At 71.5% G+C, this 25276-nt stretch carries 22 protein-coding genes; 13 read left to right on the forward strand and 9 right to left on the reverse strand.

Annotated features, from left to right (window positions below; all coding sequences use genetic code 11):
* Positions 1-6: 6 nt before the first annotated feature.
* The 3 genes from IEY61_RS18945 to IEY61_RS18955 all read left to right on the forward strand — a co-directional run bounded on the left by IEY61_RS18945 (position 7) and on the right by IEY61_RS18955 (position 2028).
* On the forward strand, positions 7-1332 hold the full coding sequence (locus IEY61_RS18945) for a helicase-associated domain-containing protein (protein ID WP_189046190.1): 1326 nt from the start codon (positions 7-9) through the stop codon (positions 1330-1332).
* A gap of 73 nt (positions 1333-1405) precedes the next feature.
* Complete coding sequence (locus IEY61_RS18950) at positions 1406-1612, forward strand: type II toxin-antitoxin system VapB family antitoxin (protein ID WP_189046192.1); 207 nt, start codon at positions 1406-1408, stop codon at positions 1610-1612.
* Positions 1609-2028 carry a PIN domain nuclease gene (locus IEY61_RS18955; RefSeq protein WP_189046194.1) on the forward strand — a complete coding sequence of 140 codons (420 nt, stop codon included), beginning with the start codon at positions 1609-1611 and terminating at the stop codon, positions 2026-2028. Before IEY61_RS18950 ends, IEY61_RS18955 begins: the two co-directional genes overlap by 4 nt.
* An 85-nt stretch (positions 2029-2113) precedes the next feature.
* Here the strand turns inward: IEY61_RS18955 and IEY61_RS18960 are convergent, their stop codons facing one another.
* A complete protein-coding gene (locus IEY61_RS18960; RefSeq protein ID WP_189046196.1) occupies positions 2114-5422 on the reverse strand; it encodes a DEAD/DEAH box helicase in 3309 nt (1102 codons plus the stop codon).
* Between the two features lie 160 nt (positions 5423-5582).
* Here IEY61_RS18960 and IEY61_RS18965 point away from each other — a divergent pair, with 160 nt between their 5' ends.
* Positions 5583-6719, forward strand: a complete 1137-nt coding sequence (locus tag IEY61_RS18965; RefSeq protein ID WP_189046198.1) for a site-2 protease family protein — start codon at positions 5583-5585, stop codon at positions 6717-6719.
* Here IEY61_RS18965 and IEY61_RS18970 read toward each other — a convergent pair.
* On the reverse strand, positions 6667-7908 hold the full coding sequence (locus tag IEY61_RS18970) for an FAD-dependent monooxygenase (RefSeq protein WP_189046201.1): 1242 nt from the start codon (positions 7906-7908) through the stop codon (positions 6667-6669). The two genes, IEY61_RS18965 and IEY61_RS18970, sit on opposite strands and share 53 nt — an antisense overlap.
* A 70-nt stretch (positions 7909-7978) precedes the next feature.
* Between IEY61_RS18970 and IEY61_RS18975 the strand changes: the two genes are divergently transcribed.
* Positions 7979-8557: a TetR/AcrR family transcriptional regulator gene (locus IEY61_RS18975; protein WP_189046203.1), complete on the forward strand. Its 579-nt coding sequence runs from the start codon at positions 7979-7981 to the stop codon at positions 8555-8557.
* A gap of 25 nt (positions 8558-8582) precedes the next feature.
* Here IEY61_RS18975 and IEY61_RS18980 read toward each other — a convergent pair whose 3' ends face one another.
* A complete protein-coding gene (locus IEY61_RS18980) occupies positions 8583-9818 on the reverse strand; it encodes a D-arabinono-1,4-lactone oxidase (protein WP_189046205.1) in 1236 nt (411 codons plus the stop codon).
* 59 nt (positions 9819-9877) lie between these two features.
* On the opposite strand from IEY61_RS18980, the gene IEY61_RS18985 reads away from it, so the two are divergent.
* The gene (locus tag IEY61_RS18985; protein WP_229706040.1) at positions 9878-10159 is read left to right on the forward strand and encodes a hypothetical protein; all 282 of its coding nucleotides are present in this window, start codon (positions 9878-9880) and stop codon (positions 10157-10159) included.
* A 26-nt stretch (positions 10160-10185) separates the two neighbouring features.
* On the opposite strand, the gene IEY61_RS18990 is transcribed toward IEY61_RS18985, so the two are convergent.
* Positions 10186-11115, reverse strand: coding sequence for an LLM class F420-dependent oxidoreductase (locus tag IEY61_RS18990; RefSeq protein WP_189046207.1), 930 nt, complete (start codon positions 11113-11115; stop codon positions 10186-10188).
* 53 nt (positions 11116-11168) lie between these two features.
* Here IEY61_RS18990 and IEY61_RS18995 point away from each other — a divergent pair, with 53 nt between their 5' ends.
* Both IEY61_RS18995 and IEY61_RS19000 read left to right on the forward strand, forming a co-directional pair.
* Positions 11169-11885: an ABC transporter ATP-binding protein gene (locus IEY61_RS18995; protein WP_189046209.1), complete on the forward strand. Its 717-nt coding sequence runs from the start codon at positions 11169-11171 to the stop codon at positions 11883-11885.
* A 5-nt stretch (positions 11886-11890) separates the two neighbouring features.
* The gene (locus tag IEY61_RS19000; protein ID WP_189046211.1) at positions 11891-13408 is read left to right on the forward strand and encodes a DUF6297 family protein; all 1518 of its coding nucleotides are present in this window, start codon (positions 11891-11893) and stop codon (positions 13406-13408) included.
* 246 nt (positions 13409-13654) lie between these two features.
* Here the strand turns inward: IEY61_RS19000 and IEY61_RS19005 are convergent, their stop codons facing one another.
* The 3 genes from IEY61_RS19005 to IEY61_RS19015 are packed head-to-tail and all read right to left on the reverse strand — an operon-like array spanning position 13655 to position 15620.
* Complete coding sequence (locus tag IEY61_RS19005) at positions 13655-14347, reverse strand: ABC transporter permease (protein WP_189046213.1); 693 nt, start codon at positions 14345-14347, stop codon at positions 13655-13657.
* Positions 14344-15264, reverse strand: coding sequence for an ABC transporter ATP-binding protein (locus IEY61_RS19010; RefSeq protein ID WP_189046215.1), 921 nt, complete (start codon positions 15262-15264; stop codon positions 14344-14346). The genes IEY61_RS19005 and IEY61_RS19010 overlap by 4 nt, the downstream gene beginning before the upstream one ends.
* Positions 15261-15620, reverse strand: a complete 360-nt coding sequence (locus IEY61_RS19015; protein WP_189046282.1) for a GntR family transcriptional regulator — start codon at positions 15618-15620, stop codon at positions 15261-15263. The genes IEY61_RS19010 and IEY61_RS19015 overlap by 4 nt, the downstream gene beginning before the upstream one ends.
* A 145-nt stretch (positions 15621-15765) precedes the next feature.
* Between IEY61_RS19015 and IEY61_RS19020 the strand changes: the two genes are divergently transcribed.
* The 4 genes from IEY61_RS19020 (at position 15766) to IEY61_RS19035 (ending at position 20544) form a co-directional block, all read left to right on the forward strand.
* Positions 15766-16131, forward strand: coding sequence for a YciI family protein (locus tag IEY61_RS19020; RefSeq protein WP_189046217.1), 366 nt, complete (start codon positions 15766-15768; stop codon positions 16129-16131).
* A complete protein-coding gene (locus IEY61_RS19025) occupies positions 16128-17360 on the forward strand; it encodes an RNA polymerase sigma factor (protein ID WP_268240664.1) in 1233 nt (410 codons plus the stop codon). The genes IEY61_RS19020 and IEY61_RS19025 overlap by 4 nt, the downstream gene beginning before the upstream one ends.
* A gap of 100 nt (positions 17361-17460) precedes the next feature.
* The gene (locus IEY61_RS19030) at positions 17461-18153 is read left to right on the forward strand and encodes a dihydrofolate reductase family protein (protein WP_189046221.1); all 693 of its coding nucleotides are present in this window, start codon (positions 17461-17463) and stop codon (positions 18151-18153) included.
* A gap of 216 nt (positions 18154-18369) precedes the next feature.
* Complete coding sequence (locus IEY61_RS19035; RefSeq protein ID WP_189046223.1) at positions 18370-20544, forward strand: DUF4153 domain-containing protein; 2175 nt, start codon at positions 18370-18372, stop codon at positions 20542-20544.
* A 90-nt stretch (positions 20545-20634) separates the two neighbouring features.
* On the opposite strand, the gene IEY61_RS19040 is transcribed toward IEY61_RS19035, so the two are convergent.
* On the reverse strand, positions 20635-21525 hold the full coding sequence (locus IEY61_RS19040; protein WP_189046225.1) for a hypothetical protein: 891 nt from the start codon (positions 21523-21525) through the stop codon (positions 20635-20637).
* Positions 21513-22241, reverse strand: coding sequence for a hypothetical protein (locus IEY61_RS19045; protein ID WP_229706042.1), 729 nt, complete (start codon positions 22239-22241; stop codon positions 21513-21515). Before IEY61_RS19045 ends, IEY61_RS19040 begins: the two co-directional genes overlap by 13 nt.
* Before the next feature lie 220 nt (positions 22242-22461).
* Between IEY61_RS19045 and IEY61_RS19050 the strand changes: the two genes are divergently transcribed.
* On the forward strand, positions 22462-25260 hold the full coding sequence (locus IEY61_RS19050; protein WP_189046230.1) for an AfsR/SARP family transcriptional regulator: 2799 nt from the start codon (positions 22462-22464) through the stop codon (positions 25258-25260).
* Positions 25261-25276: the final 16 nt, after the last annotated feature.

Genomic DNA, 25276 nt, shown 5'->3' on the forward strand with positions numbered 1-25276 from the left:
GCACGCGTGACCGAGCAGATTGCCGGGTCCGTACGCCGGACCGAGCGGTACGCGGCCGACGACGTGCACGCTGTGCTGCGGTTGTGTGATTCCGGGCGGCTGCGGTGCAGCGAGAAGACGCGGCGACCGGCGTCGGCCACCGTGGTCGAGGTGGCCAGGACGTTGTCCTCGGGTGATTTCTATCCGGACGAGCCGATCGCTGCGTTCGCCTGGCCGCTGCTGGTGCAGGCTGGCGGCCTCGCCGAGATCAGCAGCGGAAAGCTGCAATTGACCACGAAGGGCCGGGCCGCCCTCGGCAAGCCGGCCGCCGGCGTTCTTCAGGCGTTGTGGCGGTCGTGGCTGACCAAGGGGCTGATCGACGAGTTCAGCCGGATCGAGAACATCAAGGGGCAACGCGCCGCCAATGTGCTCACCGCGCCGAAGGCACGGCGGCAGAAGGTGTCCGAGGCGCTCGCCGCCCAGCCCGTCGGCGAATGGGTCGACGTGGACGATCTCTTCGCACAGATGAAGCAGACCGCCTGGTCGCCGCGGGTCGCACGCAGCGAACGGGCACTGTGGAAGCTGTACCTGGGGGATCCGCAGTACGGCAGCCTCGGCTACGCCGGGTTCGGCGAATGGGAGCTGCTGGAAGGCCGCTACACGCTCGCGGTGCTCTTCGAGTACGCGGCGACGCTGGGCCTGATCGACGTCGCCTACGACGAGCCGGGCGGTGCCCGCGACGACTACCACGAAAACTGGGGTGCCGACTACTTCGACGCGCTCAGCCGGTACGACGGACTGCGCGCGATCCGCCTCAACGACCTCGGCGCCTACGTTCTCGGCGTACGCAGGTCGTACACTCCGCCGGAGCCAGAGGCACCCGGGCGTACGGTGAAGGTCCTGCCCAACCTCGATGTCGTGGCTGTCGGCAGCCTGTCCCCGGCCGAGTTGCTGGTGTTGGAGAGCTACGCCCGCCGCACCGGTGACCACGTCTGGACCGTCAGCCGGGAGAGTCTGCTCGCCGCCGTCGATGCCGGGCGGCAGCCGGACGAGTTCGCCGTATTCTTGCGGGCCCGGGCCGCGCAGACCGAAATGCCCGGTGCGCTGCTGGCGCTGTTCGATGAGATCGCCGAGCGGACCGGGCGGCTCACCGACCTGGGGCAGATGCGCCTCATCGCGTGTGCGGACCCAGCGTTGGCCACGCTGATCAGCCACGACCGGAAGCTACGGTCGCTGTGCCGGCTGATCGGTGACCGGCACCTGGCCGTGCCCGTCGACCGGGAACAAGACTTCCGGCGGACGCTCACCACCCTCGGCTACGCCGTGCCGATGCGGCAGCGGGCACAAGCGTAGGACGGCCGCTAGATATCAAGATCAGGAAAAGTTGATATCATCCCGGAAGCACCGCACTGAACTGGAGGAACTCTTGTCCAGGACGATCCTTGATGTGGACGACGAACTACTTGCCGAGGCCGCCAAGATCTTCGGCACTACCACAAAGAAGGCGACGGTCAACGCGGCACTGAAGGCCGCCGTCGACCGGGAGAAGCGGCGTGAGTTCGCCGACTGGCTCAAGAGCGGCGGCCTGCCGGACCTCACCGGTCACGCCGACTCGAAGCCGGATGCGGCGTGAGTCGAGAGCTGTACCTGCTCGACAAGTCCGCGCTTGCCCGCTGGCCCAAACCGGCCGTCGCACCAGTACTCGACGAGTTGTCCGAGCGCGGCCTGTTGGCGGTGTGTGGCGCGATCGAGATCGAGGTCATCCAGAGCGCCCGGACGGTCAAGGACGCCCAACGTGCGCGCTGGCTGCTCGGCGGCTTTCACTGGCTTGCCACGCCGGACGAGGTCTGGGACCGGGCGGTCGAGGTCCAGCTCCAGGCACTGCACAAGGGCAACCACCGCGCCCTCTCCATGGCTGACCTGGTGATCGGCGCGACCGCCGAACGGCACGGAGCCACCGTGCTGCACTACGACGGCGACTACGACATGATCACCGCGATCACCGGTCAGCCCACCACCTGGGTCGTCCCGGCCGGCACCGCCGACTGATCACCTGACCTCGATCCAGGGCTGGTAGGCCGCCCAGCGGCCAGACGCTGCCCACGACGGGTGACGTAGGTGTCCATCCCGGCGGCTACTCCAACAGGCTGCGGATGTCGTTGGCGGTGAGCTGGGCGGAGGCGAACTCGCCGCCGTCGAGGACGCTGGTGAACAGTTCCGCCTTGCGCGCCTTCAGGGCCATCACCTTCTCCTCGATGGTGTCCTTGGCGACCAGCCGGTACACCATGACGTTGCGGGTCTGGCCGATGCGGTGCACCCGGTCGACGGCCTGGTTCTCGGCGGCCGGGTTCCACCACGGGTCGAGCAGCAGGCAGTAGTCGGCCTCGGTGAGGTTGAGGCCGAACCCGCCGGCCTTGAGGCTGATCAGGAAGACCGGGTTGCTGCCCTGCTTGAACTCGTCGATCACGGCGGCCCGGTCGCGGGTGCTGCCGTCGAGATAGCTGCACCCGATACCGGCCTGTTCGAGGCGCTGCCGGGCCTGGCCGAGGAAGCGGGTGAACTGGCTGAACACCAGGCTGCGATGGCCCTCGGCGACCAGGTCCGAGACCCGCTCGGTGAGTACGTCCAGCTTGGTCGAGGGCACGCGCTGGTCCGGGTCGACCAGGGTGACGTCGAGGCTCGCCTGCCGCAGCAGGGTGAGCGACCGGAAGATCTCGAAACGGTTCTTCTCCAGGTCGCCGAGGAGGCCGAGGACCTTCTGCCGCTCCCGTTGCAGGTACGCCTGGTACACCCGCCGATGCCGGCGGTCCAGCTCGATCTCGAGGACCTGTTCCTGCTTGGGCGGCAGGTCGGCGACCACCTCCGCCTTGCGGCGACGCAGCATCAGCGGGCGGATCCGGCGGCGTAGCTGGGCGAGCCGGTCCGGGTCGCGGTCCTTCTCGATCGGGTTGCGGTAGTACTCGGTGAACCGGTCGGCCCGCGGCAGCAGCCCCGGCGCGGTGATCGAGCAGAGCGCCCACAGCTCGCCGAGGTTGTTCTCCATGGGGGTGCCGGTGATCGCCAGCTTGAAGGGCGCCGGCAGCAGTTTCGCGCAGCGGTGCGCCTGGGACTGGCTGTTCTTGACGAACTGCGCCTCGTCGAGGATCAGACCCGCCCAGTCGAGCGCGCGGTAGTCGTCGTACTCCAGCCGGAACAGGGTGTACGAGGTGACGACGACCTGTGCCCCGGCCACCGCCTCGGTGAGCGCGTCGCCGCGCCGCGCCGCCGTCTGGGTGATCGTCCGGACGACCAGTTCCGGCGTGAAGCAGGCCGCCTCCCGGGCCCAGTTGTCCACCACGCTGGCCGGGCACACCACCAGGAACGGCCCCTTCCCGTGGGCGTGGCAGATCAGCGCCAGCGCCTGCAGGGTCTTGCCGAGCCCCATGTCGTCGGCGAGGACTCCGCCGAGGCCGTGGTCGTGCAGGGTCGCCAGCCAGCGGAAGCCGTCACGCTGGTAGGGCCGCAGCTCGGCGCGTACGCCCGGCGGGACCGGTTGCTCGACGGCCGGGTCCGCCTCGCTCAGCGCGCGCACCGACTGCTGCCAGGCGGCGGCCTGGCCGGTGACCTCCCCCAGCTCGGCCAGCTCGTCCCAGAGCCCAGCCTGGAACCGGCCGACCCGCAGCTTCCCGGGCGGGGCGTCTGCAAGCGTGCGCGACTCGGCGATCAACTCCCGGAGCTGGCGGAACTCCGCACGGTCCAGCGCGAAGTAGGTGCCGCTGGGCAGGATGAGGTACTGCTGGTCCTGCGCGAGCGCGGCGAACAGCTCGGCGAAGTCGACCGGTTCGCCGCCGACGCTGACCCGCACCGACAGGTCGAACCAGTCGCGCTCGTCGGAGTCGCCGCCGCCCGCGAAGGTGATGGCTGGCGGCTCGTACGTCTCCTGATAGTCGGGCAGCGCCACGCCCGACGGGGCGATCACCTCGACGTCGTCGAGTTCGGCGAGCCTCGGCACGACGTCGCCGAGCAGACGGATCATGGCGTCGCCGGCGACGGTGGCCGCGGCGGCCAGCCGGGGCCCGGCCGGCGACGGCTCCAGGAGTTCCGGTGCCGGCTTGGCGACCAGCTCGGCGATCCGGCGGAGCACCTCCTCGCGATGGCCGTCGGGCGCGCCGGCCCGCAACGGTTCGGGATGACGCCGACCACCGACGACCCGGTGCCACTCCCACTGCACCCGCAGGCGATGGCCGGGCTCGGGGGTCATCGTCATCGCCAACGTGACCGGACCGACCGCCGGGAGGTGGACCGCCGGGCTGGCCGGCAGCACCTCCACCTGACGGAGCAGGTCGGGATAGAACCGGTCGAAGAAGAGTTCCTCCTCGGCGGCCGGAATGCGGATCCCCGCGCCGGACAATGCCCGGGTCATGCCCCGCGACAGCGGCCCGGCCAACGGGGCCAGCCGCAGAGCCGGCTTCCCGGGCCGGGGTGTCGGATCGTGCGGCTCACCCCACCAGGCGACGCCGTGCGCCGGGCGACCGACGAAGGCCAGCTGCGCGGCTCGGATCGGCACCCCGTCGGCCGACAACGCCGGTTCCAGCACGAGTTCGTCCTCGGCCCGGTCGATCCGAACCGAGATCCGGGCCGGCGCCCTGCTGATCACCACCGGTGCGGGGTTCTTGCCGGGCTGCACGAGCGCCATGCCGGCCTCGTCGGCCTCGGCCAGCAGGTCCCAGATCCGCCGGGAGTCGAAATCATCCAGGAAGAGGGCCTGCCGTTGGCCGTAGTAGCCGTACGGATCGTAGTCGTCGGCGGCGAGCCGCACGATCTCGCTGAGCAGCCGGCGATGCCGCTCCACCCGCTTGGACCGGCCGATGTTCGCGTAACTCAGGCTCGACCAGCTGATCCCGGTACGGATCCAGCCGGTCCGTCCCGGCACCACCGGCCGCAGCGCGATCCGGAAGCCGTCGGCGTCCGAGCCGGACGGTACGACCTCGAACTGCAGACCGACACCCGCCGGCTCCGGGTCGGGGGCGACCGAAGGCACGGTGACGTCGCGTACCAGCTTGGAAAGCGCCTTCTCCCACTCCCGCCTCGCCGCCTTACGCGCCGAAGGCGGTGCGGACGACGCGGCGTCGGGCGGTACGGCGTCGGACGGCGCGGCCTCGGGCAGGCCGGCGTCGGGCAGGGTCGCGAGGATCAACGCCGCGGGGTGGGCGCAGCCGGCCTGCCCGCAGGTGCACGAACCGTCCATCGCCGTGATCCGACCGTCGGCGTCCGTGGTCACCGCCGCGGTCACCGAGTTGGCGCGTTGGCCGGCGAGCTCGCATTCCCCTCGACCGGCGGCGGCGTCCCACCGGACCTTGGACAGGTCCCCACCTTCGACGTGCTGCCGGGCACGGACGAAGATCCGGGGCCCGACGATCTCGTACAGCGCCGCCTCGGCCTCGGTCAGGGCAAGCTTGGCCACAGTCATCCCTCTCGCCCGGTCCGGCTCCCGATGCGCAGCAAACGATAGTCACCGACCGGCGTCGCCCCAAAAAGCAGCGCGTGTCGTGGACGTGGGGGCAGATGGCTGATCTGGCTCATCGCCCTGGCATGGGAACCGGCTGCGGGGGTATGACCGAGACATGAGGGCGAGTTTCCGGCTCGGCCGGATCGTGGGCGTACCGGTCGGGGTCAACTGGAGTGTCCTGGTCATCTTCGCGCTGATCTGGTGGGGGCTGTCGGCCAACCTGTTTCCCCGGTCGTACCCTGGCCGGTCGGGGGTGGCGTACCTGCTCGCGGGGTTGGCCGCGGCGGTGGTCTTCTTCCTGGGGTTGCTCGCCCACGAGGTGTCCCACGCGGTGGTGGCCAAGCGCAACGGGCTGGGCGTCGAGGGGATCATGCTGTGGCTCTTCGGCGGGGTCGCGCAGCTGCGTGGCGAGGCCCGGGACCCGGGTGCGGAACTGCGCATCGCCGGGGTCGGGCCGCTGGTCAGCCTGATCATCGGGGTCTTCTTCGGGGCCATCGCGATGCTCCTCGGTCTCGCCGGGGTGCACGGGCTGCTGCTGGGCGCGATGGCCTGGCTCGCCGGCATCAACCTGCTGCTGGCGATCTTCAACATCCTGCCGGCGGCGCCGCTGGACGGCGGTCGGCTACTGCGCGCGGCGGTGTGGAAGGCCACCGGGGACCGGACCCGCGGGTCGGTGGTGGCGGCCCGCGCCGGCTGGATATTCGGCGTGGTGCTGATCGGGTTCGGGCTGTGGCGATTCCTCACCGGCGCCGGCGTCGGCGGGCTCTGGCTGGCGCTGATCGGTTGGTTCCTGATCGGCGCCGCCACTCTGGAGGAGCGGCAGGCGCGAATGGGCAGCGCGCTGCGTGGGCTCCGGGTCGCCGAGGTGATGACGCCGCAGCCGCAGACCGCCTCGGGCGAGATGACGGTGGCCGACTTCGTCGACAACTACCTGTTCGCGTACCGGCACACGGCGCTGCCGCTCACCGAGGACGGGCGGCCGGTCGGCCTGGTCACGCTCGACCGGGTACGCGGAGTCCCGAGCGACCAGCGGGCCAGCACCACGCTCGAGGCGGTGGCCTGCCGGGCCGGCGACCTGGTGCTCGCCTCCCCCGACGAGCAGCTCACCGACCTGCTGCCCCGGCTCAGCGAGTGCGCCGACGGCCGGGCGCTGGTGGTCGCCGAGGGCAACCTGGTCGGCATCGTCTCACCCAGCGACATCAGCCGCGCCGTTCAACGCAGCCACCTGCGTGACCAGGTGGCCGGGCGTTAGCCGGCCCCGGCAGGGTGATCGCCGTGGCCGCCTTCCGGATCGGCTCGGTCACTCGCCGGATCAGGCGTTCCCGTCCCGGCAGATGCGGCATCATTCGCAGCATCAGCGTCTGGAACCGGATCTGCGCCGCCGAGCGCAACACCATGCCCTTCAGGTTGCGCTCGGCCAGCTGCTGGTTCAACGAGACGAACGGGCGCATCCGCCGCTCGTAGGCGGCGAGCCCGGCCACCGGGTCGCCCGGTGCCTCGGCCAGCGCGGCGGCCAGCACGTACGCGCCGACCAGGCCCAGGCTGGTGCCCTGCCCGGACGCGGGTGACGGCGCGTACGCCGCGTCGCCGACCAGCCCGATCCGCCCAGTCGACCAGCGGTCCATCCGCACCTGACTCATCGAGTCGAGGTAGAAGTCCGGGGCGTCCCGCATCGCGTCGAGCAGGCGTGGCACCTGCCATCCGAGCCCGCCGAACGCCTCCGCCAGCAGCGCCTGCTGTCCGGCCACATCCCGGTGGTCGGGCTCGTCCGCTGGCGAGGGGAAGAGGAAGAGGACCCGGGACTGGGCTGCACCGGCCGTACGGTAGACGCCGACGGTGCGCCCCGGGGCCGGATGCATCAGCTCGACGCCCTCCTCACCCAGCTCCGCCGGCACGGAGAAGATCGCGATGTGGTGACCGAGTGGTCGCAGGTGGGCGGACTCGGGCCCGAAGGCCAGCCGACGGACGGTCGAGTGCAGCCCGTCCGCGCCGACCACCAGGTCGAACGTCCGGCGCTTGCCCCGCTCGAACGCCACCTCGACCCGGTCGCCGGTCGGGGTCAGCGTCGCGATCGAGTCGCCGAAGACGTACTCCACGTCGTCGGTGGCGCTGGCGAGGATCCGGGCCAGGTCACCGCGCATGATCTCGGCGTCGTCGCCCTCCCGTCCGCCGAAGAGCTGGGCGTCCATGGTGGCGAGTTGGCGGCCCCCGACGTCCACGAATCGCGCCAGCCGCATGCCGGTGTCGCGCCGCCGCACCTGCTCGCGCAGGCCCATCCGGTCGATCACTTCGAGGGCGGCGCCGCGGATGTCCACCTTGTAGCCACCGTCGCGCAGCCCGGGTGCGCGCTCGACGACGGTCGGACGAAAGCCCTGTCGGCGCAGCCACCAGGCCAGTGCGGATCCGGCGACGCCGGCACCGGAGATCAGAATGTTCGCCATGCCGGTAGCGTACAAACGTTTAAGACGTTTGTGCAAGACATCCGTTCAAGGCTCGGATAGACTGCCGGGCATGGGAAATCGGGAAGACCTGCTCTCGGGCGCGAAGCGGTGCCTGCTGGAGAAGGGATATGCAGCCACCACCGCCCGGGACATCGCCGCCGCCTCCGGCACCAGCCTGGCGGCCATCGGCTACCACTTCCGCACCACCAGAGCCCTGCTCAACGAGGCGCTGGTCGAGTCGATGGCGGAGTGGGGCGATGAGCTGCAACAGGCGCTGGCGGCGGACGACGGGCCGGCTGTCACCCCGGAGCAGCGGTTCGAGGCGGCCTGGGCGCGGGTCATCGACTCGTTCGCCCGGCTACGGCCGCTCTGGGCCATCCAGTTCGAGCTGCTCGCCCAGATGGACCGGACCCCGGAGCTGCGCTCGGCCTTCGCCGCCGCCAATCACCAGGCCCGCCTCGGGCTGGTCGAGATATTCCACCGCCTCGATCCCACCGCGAACGAGGCGGACGCGCTGAAGCTGGGTGCCGTCCATCAGGCGTTGCTCGGCGGTCTGGCCGCCCAGTGGCTGGTCGACCCGGACAGCGTGCCGTCCGCCCAGGATCTGATTCGGGCGCTGCGCACGATCGTCGGGGAACTCACCGCCTGACCGGCGGCTGCGAAAAGCAGGCCGGTCAGCCGGGGAAGAGGTGGTTCAGCTCCTCCGTGCGGAACTTGCCGGTGGGGTCGAGGCGGTGCAGAAGGGTGGCGAAGTCGGGCCAGTGCGGGTAGGTGGCGGCGATCGCCTCGGTGGGGATCGTGAAGACCTTGCCCCAGTGGGGACGGGGGGCGAAGGGGGCCAGGGCGCGCTCGACCTCGGCCACCACCGGCAGCACCGCCGACGCGTCGGCGATCCAGGTGAAGTGGACGGCGAGGGTGTCGCGGCCCTGGTTCGGGCTGAGCCACAGCCCGTCGGCGGCGACGGTGCGCAGCTCGCTGGTCTGCGACACCGGAGCGGTCAGGTGCGCCACCTCGTCCAGCGCGGCGAGCGCGTCGGCGGCCACGGCCCGGGGCAGGTGGTACTCCGACTGCAACTCGTCACCACTGCTCGGGGTGAAGCCGAGCCGGAAGTGCGGCAGCCGCTCGTGCCAGGGGCCGGCGACACCGAGCTGCTCGGTGCAGTTGACCGCCGGCATGCCGGGCACCGGATGCCAGGGCCGGTCGGCCGCCGTCGTACCGAGCCAGCCCGCCGGGGGCGCGCTCTGCTCCGCCAGCTGCTTGCACCAGACCTGGGTGCCGCGGGTGGAGCGCCAGTCGGTGAAGACACTGACGCTGTACGCGGAGCCGAGCGCCTCGTCGAGCGCGGCGCGGGGCAGATCGAGGTGTACGTACTGGCGGATGTCGAAGGCTGGCACCACCTCCAGGGTGAGCCGGGTGACGATGCCCAGCGCGCCGAGGGAGACGACCATGCCGGGGAAGTCGGCGTCGTCGCGGTCCACGGTGAGCGGTTCGCCCGCCGCGGTGACCAGTTCCAGGCCGGCGACCGCGGTGGCCAGGTTGCCGATGGTCTCGCCGGAGCCGTGGGTGCCGGTGGCGACCGCGCCGGCCAGCGAGATGTGCGGCAGCGAAGCCAGGTTGGCCACGGCGTACCCCCGCTCGTGCAGCCAGGTCGCCAGGTCTCCGTACCGCATCGCGGCCGGCGCGTCGACCAGCCGGCGCGGCTCGTCGAGACGCACGGTGGCCGGCAGCCCGGCCAGGGTGACCAGGTCCCCGGTGGTGTCGCCGAGCCGGTTGAACGAGTGCCCGCTGCCCACCGCCCGGATCCGGTCGCTGCCGGCGACCAGCTCGCGCAGCTCGTCCATCGAGGACGGCCGGTGGTACGCCCGGGCGGCGTAACGAACGTTGCCCGCCCAGTTGCGGTGCGTCGACACTGCGATTCCCCCCTCCGCGCCGACGGTTACCGCCGGCCTTGTCGGGGAACCCTACGCCGATGAGCAGCTACCGTGATCCCGCCCCTCGCGGCGACGTCTACCCCTCCGAAGAGGAGATCGACCCGACCGGCAGCGGCGTCGAGCCGGCCAGCGGCCCGGCCAGCGGGTACTTCGCCAGCCAGCCCGGCCCGCAGCCGAATCCCGCGCCCGGACCGGCACCGACGCCCGTGCCCACCCCCGGCCCGCCGCCCCGGGTCGAGGGTGGCGCGTGCTCGATCGTGAGCCGGCACCTGGACGGCTCGGTGGAGGTGATCACCGTGCTGCGCGCCCCGGCCCACTGACAGCGGCCGGGGCGCTCGGCACAGCCTCAGAGCTGCCGCATCACCTCGGCGGCGACCAGATCCAGGTGGTCCAGGTCGCTCAGGTCGAGCACCTGGAGGTAGATCCGTTGGCTGCCGACCTCCGCGTACCGGCCGATCTTCTCGACGACCTCGGCCGGCGTGCCGGCCAGCCCGTTCTCGCGCAGCTCGGCCGGCTCCCGGCCGATCACCGCGGCCCGCCGGGCCACCTCGGCGTCGTCCCGCCCGCAGCAGAGCACCAGCGCGTTGGACCAGGTCAGCTCGGCCGGGTCGCGGTCGATCGCCTGGCACGCGGCGCGCACCCGGTCGAACTGGGTGACCGTGTCGTCCACCGAGACGAACGGCAGGTTGAACTCGTCGGCGTACCGGGCGGCCAGCGCCGGCGTACGCTTCGCGCCCATCCCGCCGATCAGGATCGGCGGGTGCGGCCGCTGCACCGGCTTGGGCAGCGCGGGCGAGTCGCTGACCTGGTAGTGGCGTCCGGCGAAGTCGAAGGTCTCGCCCGACGGGGTCCGCCACAGACCGGTGATCACCGCCAACTGCTCGGCCAGCCGGTCGAACCGCTCCCCCAGCCCCGGGAACGGGATTCCGTACGCGCGGTGCTCGGCGTCGTACCAGCCGGCGCCGATGCCCAGCTCGACCCGTCCCCCGCTCATCTGGTCCACCTGGGCGACGGTGATGGCCAGCGGACCGGGCAGCCGGAACGTGGCCGCGGTCATCAGCGTGCCGAGCCGGATGGACCGGGTGTCGCGGGCCAGCCCGGCCAGGGTGGTCCAGGCGTCGGTGGGGCCGGGGTCGCCGCTGACCGAGCCCATCTTCAGGTAGTGGTCGGAGCGAAAGAAGGCGCCGAAGCCGGTCTCCTCGGCGCGACGGGCCACGGCGAGCAGATCGTCGTAGCTGGCGCCCTGCTGAGGTTCGGTGAAGATCCGCAGTTCCATGATGTCGAGCATAGGAAGGCGCCGGCCTCGTCGCCTGGATCTAGGGTGGGGCGGTGTCCGAAATCGCCGTCGCCGTGGTTGGCCTGCGGGTCACGTACGGCAGCCTGTCCGTGGTCCGGGACGTCGACTTCGACCTGCCGGTCGGAGGCGCGCTCTGCCTGGTCGGCGAGAACGGTGCCGGCAAGTCCACGGTGCTGCGTTGTGTCACCGGGCTGGTCGAGCCGACCGCCGGCTCGGTGCGGGTCTTCGGCGCGCCGCCGGACGGCACGGCCGCGTTCTGGCGCCGGGTGGTGGCCACCGTCGAGCAACCCGGTTGGTACGCCGGGCTCACCGTCCGCGAGCACGTCGAACTGGTCCGGCTGGCCGGTGGCGGCGATCCGGCCGATGGCCGGGTCTACGATCTGCTGAAGGTGCTGGGCCTGCACGACCTCGGCGACGGTACGCCGGACCGGCTCTCCTCCGGTGAGCGGCAGCGTCTGCTGCTGGCCGCCGCCCTGGCCCGCCCGGCCGACCTGTTGGTGCTCGACGAGCCGGAGCAACGCCTCGACGCGGCGATCCGGCCCGTGGTGGCGGGGCTGCTCCGCGAGCATCTGGCCGGCGGCGGAAGCCTGCTGCTGGCCAGCCACGACCCGGCCTTCGTGGCCGTCCTCGGCTGCCCGGTGCTGAAGCTGCACTCCGGCAGCCCGCTGCCGCAGACCGCCGACGGCCCGGCACCCGATGGGACGGGTCCGGTCGGCGACGGGGCATCAGTGTCCGGCGGCCCGGTGTGACCCAGGTGGTCGAGCGACCGACCCGGCGGGGGTCGACGTACCCGAGCGCCCGTCGGCTGCGCGCACGGGTCCGGCGGCAACGCGCGCAGCGGGGTCGGTCGCTGTCGTTGGAAACGCTGTACGTGCTGGTGCTGACGGTCGCGATGGCGGTGGCGTTGGCCGGTCCGCGGCTCGGGCTGGCACTCTGGCCGGCGCAGCCGGCTGCCAGCGCCGACCGGGTGGCGGTGCTGCTGCTCTTGGCCGGGGGCGCCGCCGGCCTGGTGCTGTTGCTGCGTGGCCTGGGCCCGCTGTTCCTGAGCCGCGATGAGCTGACCTGGCTTCTTCCGGCACCGATCCCCCGCCGGGGCCTGCTGTTGCCGGCGCTGATCCGGGCGCTGACCATCGGCGCGATCGCGGGCAGCGTGTTGGCCCTCGTCGGCGCTGCCCGCCTGGCGGCCCGGCCGATCGCCGGGGCGGATCTGGCCGGCTGGTTGAGCGTGGGGGCGGCCGGCGGTGTGCTGTTGGCGCTGCTCGCGGTGGCCGCCCAACGCGGGCCGGGATACTGGCGTTGGCTCGACGGATCGCTGCCCGCGATCCTGGTGGTGCTCGGCGCGGCGGCGCTGCTCGCCCGGGTGCATCCGCTGCCGGCGCCGGCCGCCGGCGCGCCGCCCCCGCTGCCGGTCACCATCGGGGTGGTCGCCGTCACCGCGGCGCTCACTGCCCTGGCGGTACGCGGTCTCGCGCGGCTTCCCGACGCCCGCCTGTACGAACCATCGGCGACCGTCGGCAGCTACCTGGACGCCGCGTACGCGGTCGAACCGTCCTTCCTGACCGACCTGCGCGAGCGGCGGTACTGGCGGCGGCGGGCGCTGCGGACCCGGCCGCTGCTTCCCCGACGCCGTTGGCTCGTGCCGGTGCAGCAGGACCTGCTGGTGTTGCGCCGGCGCGGCTGGCGGGTGGCCTGGCTGCTCGCGGTGACCCCGCTGCCGGCGCTGCTCACCGCCGGCCCTCGCTGGTTGCCCGCGCTGGCCCTGGTGGTGGGGGCCGGCACGGCCGGCGGGGTGACCCTGGACGCGCTGCGGCGCGACGCGGCCCACCCGGCGTTGCTGCGCCTGCTGGGGCTGACCGGGCGCCGGGCAGTGACGCTCCGGTCGATCGTGCCGATCCTGCTGGCCACCGTCTGGTCCGGGTTGGCCGTGGCGCTGTTGGGGCTGCTCGGCGGTCTGCCGCCGGGGCCCTGGTGGGCACTCGGTCTGGCGTTCGGTCCGACGGCCGCGATGCTGGCCGTGCGGCGCGCCCGAGCCGGCCAGATCGACAACGCTCTGCCGCTGATCGACACCCCGATGGGCGCCATCGCGCCCGGCCCGTTGATGTGGCTGACGAACGGCGCGGACGTGCTGCTGTTCGCCGTGCCCACCCTGTTCGCCCTGCTGGCTCCGGTGTCGCCGGCCTGGGGGTGGGTCGGGGCCCAGGTCGTGCTCTCCGCCCTCGCGCTGGCGGGTTATCTGAACTTCGGCGTGGACCGTCGCCGCCCGCAGGTGTGAACCGTTCCGCCGGGCCTGACCGCGCCGTCCGCCGGTCTCCGCCGGGCCTGACCAGGCCCCGACAGGGCCGACACGTGCCGTACGGCCCCTCCCGATACTCGATCGGGAGGAGCCGCCCCCGTTGCGCCACGCCGGGCGTACCCGGCGTGGTTGCTACATCGTGGTTGCTACATCGTGGTTGTTACATCGTGGTTGTTAATAGGGGGCCCCTGCTCTACACCAGGCGTTAATAGGGGGCCCCTCCTTTCAAGGGGTTGCGCGGCGGATGATCAGGTAGCTGACGGCGGCGAGCGGGAGGGCGAGCAGCGCCGGCCAGCCGACCAGCAGGGCCCCGCCGGACTGGTCGGCGAACCAGCCGCCGATCGCCGGCCACCAGCCCCGCCAGGTGGTGAGGGCCGCAAGCCCACCGATCCCGACAAACGCCGCAGTGCTCAGGGTAAGCATGCCGTTGATGCCCCAGCGCTTGAACACCAGCGCGATCGCGAAACCGAGGAAGCCGAGCAGCAGGAACGGGATGGCGAAGGCGAGGTACCGCAGCACCGGGTTCTCCACCAGCAGGAACGGCAGGCCGAAGAAGGTCAGGTCGAGGCCCCAGCCACCGGTCGCCTTCTCGACGACGGAGAGCAGGTGAAGCACCCCCGCGTAGACGATCGCCTGTCCCACGAAGTGAAGCAGGCTGCCGAGGTAGAAGCTGCGACGCGACATGCCCAGCCCCATCGCGAACGGAAATTCCTGGATGATCACGTTGACGCAGGCGATGAACATCACGATGTAGATGCTGGCCAGGCCACCGGTGGTGGGTTCGGGATCGGCATCGCCGATCGAGGCGAAGATCGCCAGGTTGATCAGAAAGCTGGAGGCGAGGATTCCCCAGGGCCAGCCGACCACGAGGGGCCAGGCGACGAACTGGAGTCGGGCCACGGTCAGGGCGCGGTTCATCGGACGGCCTCCTTGCTGGTCGCACCGACGGTGGCCGGTGCTGCGCCGTTGGTGGCGGTGGTCAGGCGGACGACGGTGTCCTGCAGCGAGGACGCTTCGAGGGTGAGGCCGAGGGCCCGGGCCCGGTCGTGGTCGGTCGGGCCGAAATCGCCGCGTACGGTGGCGCGGGCCGCTCCGCCGAGCAGCACCCGGTGCAGTTCCGCGCCGGTACGGGTGAACTCGTCCACCGCCGCGACCGGACCGGCAACGGTGAGCACCTGACCGCGCAGGGCCTCCGCCTCCACGTCCAGCAGCAGCCGGCCCCGGTCGATCAGCAGGACGTGCTCGATCAGGTCGCTGACCTCGTCGATGAGGTGGGTGGAGAGCACGATGGTGCGCGGGTGCTCGGTGTAGTCGGCCAGCAGGCGGTCGTAGAAGATCTGCCGGGCGACGGCGTCCAGGCCGAGGTACGGCTCGTCGAAGAAGGTCAGTGGGGCCCGCGAGGCCAGCCCGACGATGATGCCGAGCGAGGAGAGCATTCCGCGGGAGAGCTTGCGCACGTTGCGTCGCGGCGGCAGCCGGAAGTCGTCGACCAGTTGCTGGGCCAGTTCCTCGTCCCAGCAGGGATGGACCAGGCTGGCCGCGCGCAGCACGTGATGCACCCGCAGGGCCGACGGGTAGGTCTGGCTCTCCTTGATGAAGGAGATCCGGGAGAGGACCCGCTCGTTCTCGTACGGGTGCTGCCCGAAGACCGCGACGTCGCCGGAGGTGGCGAAGTTCTGTGCGGTGAGGATCTGCATCAGGGTGGTCTTGCCGGCGCCGTTGCGCCCCAGCAGGCCGTAGATCCGGTTCTCGGCGAGCGAGAAGCTGACCCCGTCCAGCGCGGTGACACCTCCGTATCGTTTGGTGAGATCGGTGACGGTGACGACCGGACTCATCGGGTCTCCTCCCAGGTGTCGATCATGTGCTTGAGCTCGGCCGGGTCGATGCCGAGCTTGCGCGCCTCGGTCAGCAGCGGTTGGACGTACTGCCGGGCGAACTCGTCACGGCGCCGGCCGCGCAGCTTGGCGCGGGCGCCGGAGGAGACGAACATCCCGATGCCTCGTTTCTTGTAGAGCGTTCCGTCGTCGACCAGCTTGTTGACGCCCTTGGCGGCGGTCGCCGGGTTGATCCGGTGGAAGGCCGCCAACTCGTTCGTCGACGGCACCTGCCCCTCCTCGGCCAGCGTCCCGTCCAGGATCGAGTTCTCCAGCAACTCGGCGATCTGGAGGAAGAGCGGCCGCCCGTCCTCCATCACGGTTGCCCGCCTACCTGGTCCACTGGTTCATTACTCATGTAACTAACCATGCAACCAGAAGGGGGCCGATGTCAAACGTCGTGTCGGTGCGGGATGCCATCCTGTCCCTGCCGGACACCACGACCCTGCTGGAGAGCGCCACGTGAAGTACCTGATGCTGATCTACGGCAACGAGCAGATCTGGGGCAGCCTCCCGGCCGATGACCTGGCCACCCTGATCGGCGAGGTCGATGCCTTCAACAAGGCGCTGCGCGCCTCCGGTGAGCTGGTGGATTCGCAAGGGCTCGACACCCGACCCAGGGCGGTACGCGTCGTCGACGACACCCCGGTGGTCACCGACGGGCCCTACCTGGAGGCGAAGGAGTACGTCGGCTCGTACTTCGTGGTCGACGTGTCCAGCGAGCAGCGGGCGTTGGAGATCGCCCGGTCGTACCCGGGCCTGCGGTTCGATGCCGGGGGCGGCCTCGAGATCTGGCCGCTGATGACGGCGAGCGGGCCGGACCGCTGAGCCTCGACGAGGCCGCCGCCGACCTGCTGCGTCGACTCGCGCCGCAGATGCTCGGTGCGCTGGTGCGACGCCACGGCGACTTCGCCCGGGCCGAGGACGCGGTGCAGGACGCCCTGGTCGCCGCCGTCGAGAGGTGGCCACGCGAGGGCGTACCGGAGCATCCGGCGGGCTGGCTGCACACCGTGGCCAACCGCCGCTACGTCGACCAGGTGCGCGCCGAGGCCGCGCGGGCGCGCCGGGAGCGTACGGTGCTCGACACCACCCCGCGCGACGCGCTGGTCGCGCCGCCACCCGACGCCGAGCGGCCCCGCGACGACCTGCTGGAGCTGTTCCTGCTCTGCTGCCACCCCGCGCTGGCCGCCCCCGCACAGCTGGCCCTCACCCTGCGGGCGGTGGGCGGGCTGACCACCGCCGAGGTCGCCGCGGCCTTCCTGCTGCCGGAGAAGACCATGGGGCAGCGGATCTTCCGGGCCAAGCAGCGGCTACGGGAGGCGGGCGCCCGGTTCGCGCTGCCACCGGCGGCGGAGCGGGGGGCGCGGCTGGCGGTGGTCCGCCAGGCGCTGTACCTGATGTTCAACGAGGGCTACGCCGCCAGCAGCGGCCCCGAGCTGCTCCGGCCCGACCTGACCCGGCAGTCCCTGCGGCTGACCCGCCGGCTGCACGAGCGGCTGCCCGACGACGGGGAGACGGCGGGGCTGCTGGCGCTGATGCTGCTGACCGAGGCGCGGGCCACCGCCCGGGTCGGCACGGACGGCGAGCTGGTGCCGCTCGCCGAGCAGGACCGGCTGCGGTGGGACCGGGCGGCCATCGCCGAAGGTTGCGCGCTGGTCACGCGGAGCCTGTCCACCTCGCCGCCCGGCCCGTACCAGGTGCAGGCCGCGATCGCGGCCGTGCACGCCGAGGCGCCGAGCGCCGAGGCCACCGACTGGCCGCAGGTGCTCGCCCTCTACGAACTGCTGGAGCGGCTGGCCCCCAACCCGGTCGCCACGCTGAACCGGGCGGTGGCGGTGGGCATGGTGCGCGGGCCCGCCGCCGGGCTGGCCCTCCTGGCTGAATTGGAGTCGGGGCTGCTCGCCGGGCACCACCGGCGGCACGCCGTCACGGCGCACCTGCTGGAGCTGGCCGGCGACCGGGCCGCCGCCGCGGCGGCCTGGCGGCAGGCGGCCGATCTCGCCGGCAGCGAACCCGAACGACGGCACCTGCTGCGCCGAGCCGCCCGCTGTGAGTGATCCGGATCACAGCAGATCCTGGTAGAAGCGACCGGCTCGGCTCCGATCCACCGGTGAGCGGGCACCCGGCGTGGGTGCCCCGGATCCGGGAGGAACGGACATGACCAAGGTGACCGCGCAGCTGTCGGTGTCGCTGGACGGTTTCTACGCCGGCCCACGACACGACGGCGACGGCGACTGGATGGCGTCGGCGGAGAGCCACGGCTTCTTCCGGGTGACCCGGTGGGTCACCGAGGCGATGTCCTGGCGGGAACGGCAGGGCTTCGCCGGTGGCCGGCAGGACGTCAACTCCGAGATCGTCGCGGAGTCGTTCGACGCGGCCGGGGCGTACGTGATGGGGCGCCGGATGGCCGACGGCGGTGAGGTGCCCTGGGGCGACGAACCGCCGTTCCGCGCCCCGGTCTTCGTGGTGACCCACCGCCCTCGCGAACGGCTGGTACGCCAGGGCGGCACCAGCTTCACCTACGTCACCGACGGGGTGGAGAGCGCGGTGGCACAGGCCCGGGCCGCGGCGGGCGGCAAGGACGTGGCGGTGGCCGGCGGCGGCAGCCTGGTCCGGCAGGTGCTGCGCGCCGGCCTTCTCGACGAGTTGGAACTGCACGTGGTGCCGGTCGTGCTGGGCACCGGGATGCGCCTGTTCGACGCCGACCTCGGCCTCGACGAGTTCGAGGGAATCGAGCTGACCCCCACCCGCGTCGTGCCCGACCCACAGGTCACCCACCTCCGCTACACCGTGCACGACCGCACCCCCCTAACCCTCGACGACCGCGGCGCCGGAACCGAAAAGGCGTAAGGAAGGGTGTAAGGAAGGGCCCCTTCTTAACGCCTGGCGTAGTAAAAGGGCCCCTTCTTAACAACCTGGTCGCGACCGGCGGCACCGCCGACGCCGGCAAGGGACAACGCGAACGGGTCGCCAGCCCTAGAGTGGCGGCAGCCTTTCGACCTAGGAGGTGCGGTGTCGGAGCCGCCACCCGCCGAGCGTTCCCCGAGCACGGGAGACCCCGGCGAGATGTCTGTCCCCACTGAAGCCGGCACGACGGCAGCGGGGACGACACCGCAACTACTGGTCGTGCCGTCCGACGCCGGGCTGCCGTCCATCGTCTGGCCCGGCCCGGCCGACCAGCCCGCCTGGGCCATTCCGGTGACCGTCCCGCCCGGCACCAGGGGTTACGCCATCTTCCTCCCGCTGGTGCCGGCCGACGCCGAGCCGGCCGCGATCCCGCAAGCTCCGCCGGTGCCGGTGCCGGGGGCGGTGCCGGCGGCGGGGTCCGGCCGGCCGACCATGATCACGGGACACGTCGCGGCCACCGGTTCGACGCAGGCGACGCCACCGGCACAGTGGACCGCCGAATCGCCACCGCCACCGCCACCGCCACCAGCACAGCGGACCGCCGAGACGCCACCGGCACAGCGGGCCAGCGAGGCGGCGCCACCACCGGCCGGCATCGGCACGACGGCAGCGCCGGCCGACACGGCAACGGCCGGCACGCCGACAGTGGGCACGCCGACGGTTGGCCCGCCACCGGTGGGCACGCCGACAGTGGGCACGCCACCGGTTGGCCCGCCGACGGTGGCCGGGGCGGTATCGGTGACAGGCGGCCACGGTCCGCTGCCGGTACCGCCGGGCTACCTGCCGGCCCCCTCACCGTACGAATTCCGGCGGCCACCCCGGCCGCCGTCGTTCTTCGACCGGGTGTGGCCCGGACCCGCGCCGGACGGCGGCGACCGGGCTACCGTATTGGCCGTTCTGGCCAGCGCGCTGGGCGTGGCGGCTTTCGTGCCGCTCGGCCGCACCGGCATCGGCTGGTTCCTCGGCTGGTTGGTGCTCACTGCCGCCGTCACCGTGGCGGTGCGGTGCCACACCGCCGCGCTGCCCCGCGCCGAGCGCTGGGTCCGGGCCGGTTGGGCGGGCGGCGCCCTGGCGCTGCTCGCGGTGCTCAGCTTCCGCAACGCCTGGTGGCTGGTGACGTTCTGCGTGCTCGGGGCACTGGGTTGCGCGGCACTGGCGATCGTCGGTGGTCGACGACTCCGGTCGATCCTGTTCAGTCTGTACGCCGCCCCGATCGCCGGGCTTCGCGGGCTGCCCTGGGTGCGTACCCACGTCCGGGCACCCGGCAGCCCCGGCGCCGCGCGCCGCGTCGTCTGGTCGGTCGCCGCCACCGTGGTCATCCTGGTGGTCTTCGGTACGCTGCTCTCCTCCGCCGACGCCGCCTTCTCCCGGGTGCTCGGCGCGGTCATCCCGGAAATCAGCGTCAGCGGCGTGTTCCGCTGGCTCTTCCTCGCGGCCGTGGGCGGCCTGATCGCGGTGGCCGCCGTCTACACGATCGCCGCGCCGCCGGACCTGGCGGCCGTGGACCGGCCCACCAGCCGCCGGCTCGGCCTGGTCGAGTGGGCACTGCCGATCGCCACCCTCGTGGTCCTGTTCGGCGGCTTCGTCGCGGTGCAGTTCACCGTCCTCTTCGGCGGGCAGCAGCACGTGCTGAAGACCACCGGTCTCAGCTACGCCGAGTACGCCCGCAGCGGCTTCTGGCAACTGGTCGTGGTCACCCTGCTGACCCTGGCGGTGTTGGGCGCGGTGACCCGGTGGGCCCGCCGGGACCGACAGCTCGACCGGGTTCTGCTGCGGGTCCTGCTCGGCCTGCTCAGCGCACTGACCGTGGTCATCGTGGTGTCGGCACTGTCCCGGATGTACACGTACCAGAAGGTGTACAGCTTTACCGGTGAGCGGATCTTCGTGATGGCGTTCGAGCTGCTGCTCGGTGCCGTCTTCCTGATGATCCTGGTGGCCGGCGTACGCTGGCGCGGCGGGTGGATCCCGCGACTGACCGCGGCGCTCGGGGTGGCAATGCTGCTCGGGTTGGCGGTGCTAAATCCCGAGGATTACGCGGCCCACCGCAACGTGGCCCGCTACGAGGAGACCGGGCGCATCGACGCCTGGTACCTACGTGCCCTCTCGGCCGACGCCACGCCGGCCCTGGCCGCGCTGCCCGATCCGATCCGTCGCTGCACACTGGGCTGGATCGCCGACGACCTTGCCGAGCCGGACCCGTGGTACGCCTGGAACCTGGGCCGCGACCGGGCCCGGGCGGTGCTCGACCGGTTGGGGCCCGACGCCATCGGCAACCAGCGCGACTGCCGTCGTGTCGACCAGCTCGACCTGCCGAAGAACCGATCGCCACGCTGACGGGCCCCGCGCGGCCGGATTGTCCGGCCGCGCGGGACTGCCATCGGGGAAAGCGAAGACCTCGATGGTCAGCTGTCGACGAAGCGCCGGCTAGAACCCGCTCCACCTGCTCGCCGAGCACCTGTAGGTCTTCCCACCATCCTGCGAGATGCAGCGCATCAGGAACTTCCCGAAAAAGGGAACCTTGAAGGTGTAGATGTGGGCCTTGGTCTTCCCGTACTTCACGCCGGATTTGTGATCGAGGTCGGTAAGGGTCCAGTCGGGATCCGGCTGCTTCAGCACGGCCACGCTCTTGAGCGAATCGACGCGCCCGCCGAGGAAGAACCGCTTGGCGTCCGCTGCCGACAGCTCGCTGTCGCCGACGAGAACCTCCACCGCCTCCAGGTCGTCGAGTGACACGTCGCTGGCCTTTTCGGCGGTCGTTCTCGCCGCTCCCAAGGTGGTGTAGCCGAACAGGTCGAGGGCCGTGCTCCGGACGGGCTGGGGGCAAGTCCACCTGTTCATGAAATAGAAGCACAGGGTCGTGCACCAGTCGCGGCCATCCGGAACGGAGTTGGCGAAGACCAGGGTGGACGTGGGTTTCCCGTCGGCGGGGGAACCGTCGTACCTGCCGTCGGCGAGGTCGGCCATCGTCGTGTTGAGAAGTTCCTTGCCGCCCGGCATCACGCCCCGCAGCTTGACGCCTTCGACATCGTCGCCGGCGGCCAGCGCCATCAGCTGGTCGACGGTCAGGGCTTTACCCTCGGTTTCGATCGCCGTAACCGTGTCCAGGCTGCCGAGGGGCTTGCCGGTCAGCCGTTCCATCTCGTACAGCATCTGCCCCGGAGCACCGGGCTGGTCGGTGACCGTCACGGTGGGGAGGTCGGTTTCGACGGCACCCGAGGGAACGGGGGCGACCGCCAGTGCGACTGCCGCCACGGCGGCCACGACCGTGGCCCGCCTGGCTGCTACCTTCCACGCTGCTCTCACTAGAACCGCCATTCACAGGTGAACACCACGCTGAGGCTGGGCCCGGGCACGGGTACCACGCGGCAGTGGTCCCGCACCACCTCACCGAGCTCTTCGAGCACGCCGACGACCCACGCGATGGCCCGCTTGATGGCGCCCCAGAAGCTCAGATAGACCACGGTCGGCTCTTTCGTGCCGACGTCGTCGATGATGTCGTTCATGGTCTTCGCGGGATCGGGCCGGTCCACGACCTTCAGCACCTTGGCCCCGGTGGTGTCCTTACCCGCCAGGAGCGCCTCGATCTCCTTGGGGGTCCGTTCCCTGCCGTCGTCGACCACCACGACCGCGCGGTCGATCGTCAGTTCCTTCTCGCCGGTGAGGGCGGCGGTGATGCCGGCGATCTCGGCCATCGTGAGCTTGCCGGTCAACGCAGATCCCGCGAACTGCCGGACCGAGACGTTGCCGGCCGGATCGACCTGGATCTCACTGGCGGTGATGGCGTCCGTTCGCTCGAATGGCGCCCACGCGAACTCCCACTGCCCGCCCACGCAACGGAACTGGCCGTGCACCGCGCGCTCAGGCTCGGTGGCGGTCTTGATGACCTCGCCGCGCTCGTCCAGGTACTGGACGACACAGTCGGTGCCCCCCTTTCGCGGCTCGTCGGGCCGGGCCACGGCGACGGCGGGCATGGCCAGGACCATGCCGCTGACCACCCCGAGCACCGCCGATCGGTACGTCATGCGCCTCATCTAGCGCTCCAATCCTCAATCGAGACTGACCTTCGAAGCGTGGTGGTCCGCACCTCAGCGGTGCTGAAGCGGAGCTGAAAGACCGTGGTCCCGGGGCCGATGCCCGGCGGGCGAAAGCGTCATGGAACATGGTCGGGTCGTGGTTCCGACAGATGGCCAGCCACGCGTGATCCGGCCGTAAGCTCGATCCGGAGCCGTCCGCTCGCCGGTGGGAGGATGTATGCAGGTACGGCTTCTCGGGCCGGTCGACGTGACCGTGGGCGCGGTCGCGCGGTCGGTCCCCGGCCTGCGCCGCAAAGCTGTGCTCGCCGTCCTCTCTCTGCACGCGGGCGAGATCGTGAGCACCGGCCGCCTCATCGACATCCTCTGGAGTGATCGGGCGCCCACAACAGCCCGCAACACTCTGCAAGCTCACGTGTCGTACCTTCGCAAGATCATCGGCGGGCGGGAGGCGATCGTGGCCCGACCGCCGGGCTACGTTCTGCAGATCGGCTCCGAGGCCACCGACGCCGCGGCCGCCGAACGCCTGATCGGGCAGGCCAAGCGGGCGGCGGACCCTGACCGCGTCGCGTCCGGGCTCCGGGCCGCCCTCGCCCTGTGGCGCGGCCCGGCGCTGGCGGATGTCGACGGCGTCGGGTGGCTGGAGGCGCAGGCGGAGCGCCTGGCGCACCTGCGGCGAGAGGCCGCGCACGCGTTGACCGAGGCCCGCCTGAGCATGGGCGAACACACCGAGCTGGTGCCGGAGCTACAGCGCTTGACCTCGCAGCAGCCGTACGACGAGGGCCTCCACCGACAGCTCATGATCGCGTTGTACGGCGCTGGCCGGCAGGCCGAAGCGCTCGCGACGTATCAGCGGCTGCGGGGGCGCCTCGCGGAGGATCTCGGCATCGCGCCGGCCCCGGCGTTGCGGCAGCTCGAAGTCGCCATCCTGCGCCAGGACCCCGACCTCGTTCCGCAGCCACGGGCGATCACCGTGTCAGCTCCCACACCCGACCGGGCCGTCCCGGCGCAACTTCCCCTGGCGGCGCAGGCGTTCGTCAGCCGTACTGCGGAAATCACGCACCTGGACGCGATCCTCGACAAGCTGGCTGAGGCGGACCCGACACATCCGGCGGCCGTGGTGATCTCGGCGGTCTCCGGGACCGCGGGGATCGGCAAGACCGCTCTCGCCGTGCACTGGGCCCACCGGATCGCGGCACGCTTTCCCGACGGTCAGCTCTACGTGAACCTGCGCGGGTTCGACCCCGCCGCGTCGGTTCTGGACCCTGCCGCAGCGATCCGCTCGTTCCTCGACGCGTTCGGGATACCCGCGCAGCAGATTCCGGCTGACCTGGATACCCAGGCCAGCCTCTACCGCAGCACCCTTGCGGGCAAGCGGGTACTGGTGCTGCTGGACAACGCCCGCGACGTCGAACAGATCCGCCCACTGCTGCCCGGCTCGCCGGGGTGCCTGGTATTGATCACCAGCCGCAACCGGCTCACCCCGCTTGTGGCGACCGAGGGCGCCCACCCATTGACCCTGGACCTGCTCTCCCCGGCAGGCGCCCGGGAACTCCTGGTCGGCCGTCTCGGCGCCGATCGGATCGCGGCCGAGCCGCAGGCCGTCGACGACGTCGTCGCCCGCTGCGCCGGTCTCCCGCTCGCCCTTGCCGTGGCCGCGGCCCGCGCGGCAACGCAGCACAGCTTCTCCCTCGCGGCGATCGCCGCACAGTTGCGCGACGCCGCAGGTCACCTGGACGCACTGCGCGGCGGTGACGCCGCCACCGACATCCGGGCGGTCTTCTCCTGGTCCTACCGAACGCTGAGCCCGAACGCCGCACGGCTGTTCCGGCTGTTGGGTCTACACCCCGGGCCGGACCTCACCGCACCCGCCGCAGCCAGCCTGGCCGGCATCCCGATCCGACCGGCGCGCCTGCTGCTGGCCGAACTCGTCGACGCACACCTGCTCACGGAACGCATACCCGGCCGTTACACCTTCCACGATCTGCTCCGTGCCTACGCCACAGAACAGGCCCACGACCTCGACGACGAGCACATCCGCCGGGCCGCACTGAACCGGATCCTCGACCACTATGTGCACGCCGCTCACGCCGCCACGGCACTCCTGGGCCCTAGCCTGGCCCCGCCGATCAACCCGGCGCCGCTGCCGGCCGGCATCACCACCGAGGAGCACGCTGACGACGACGCGGCGCTGGCCTGGTTCACCGCCGAGCGTCCCGTGCTCCTGGCCGCCGTCGAGTACGCCGCCGAAGCCGGTCTCGATACGCATGCGTGGCAACTTGCCTGGACGCTGAGCACCTTCCTGGTCCGGCAGGGGTTCTGGCCCGATCAGGTAGCCGCCCAGACCACCGCGTTGGCCGCCGCACGCCGCGTCGGTGACCTTACCGGCCAAGCAAATGCCCTGCTCAACCTCAGTCTCGGCTACTCCCGATCGGGTCAGATGGACAGCGCGTTGCCATGTCTGCAGCAGGCCGTCGACCTGTTCGAAACGGTCGGCGATCCCGGCGGGCAGGCAACCGCCCTCGAAGGACTGGCCTGGCTGGCCGAGCGGCAGGGTCGGCTCGCCGACGCGCTCAGCACAATGCAACGCGGTCTTGATCTCGTCGGCGCCGAAGAGCACCGGTACGCGACGGTCCGGCTCCTCAACGGCGTCGGCTGGTGCCACGCGCTGCTCGGCGAACACGAGCTGGCTGTCACCTACTGCGAACGGGCGCTGGTCGTGTCCCAGGGGCTCAACGACCGGAGCACCGAGGCCGCCACCTGGGACAGCCTCGGCTACGCCCACCGCCACCTCGGCAATTATCGGCAGGCCGTCACCTGCTATGAGCTTTCCGTCGACCTGTACCGAGACCTCACCGACAGCTACAACGAAGCCCTCACCCTGGCCGATCTCGGGGACGTTCACCACCACGCGGGTCACTGCCGAGCCGCCCACCAAGCCTGGCGGACCGCCGTGGAGATCCTCGATCGACTCGGTCACCCGGACGCGGACCCGGTACGCGCCAAACTCACCGCGTGACCAACGCCTCCCGCTG

It is taken from the genome of Micromonospora sonchi (assembly GCF_014646235.1).
GTDB lineage: Bacteria > Actinomycetota > Actinomycetes > Mycobacteriales > Micromonosporaceae > Micromonospora > Micromonospora sonchi.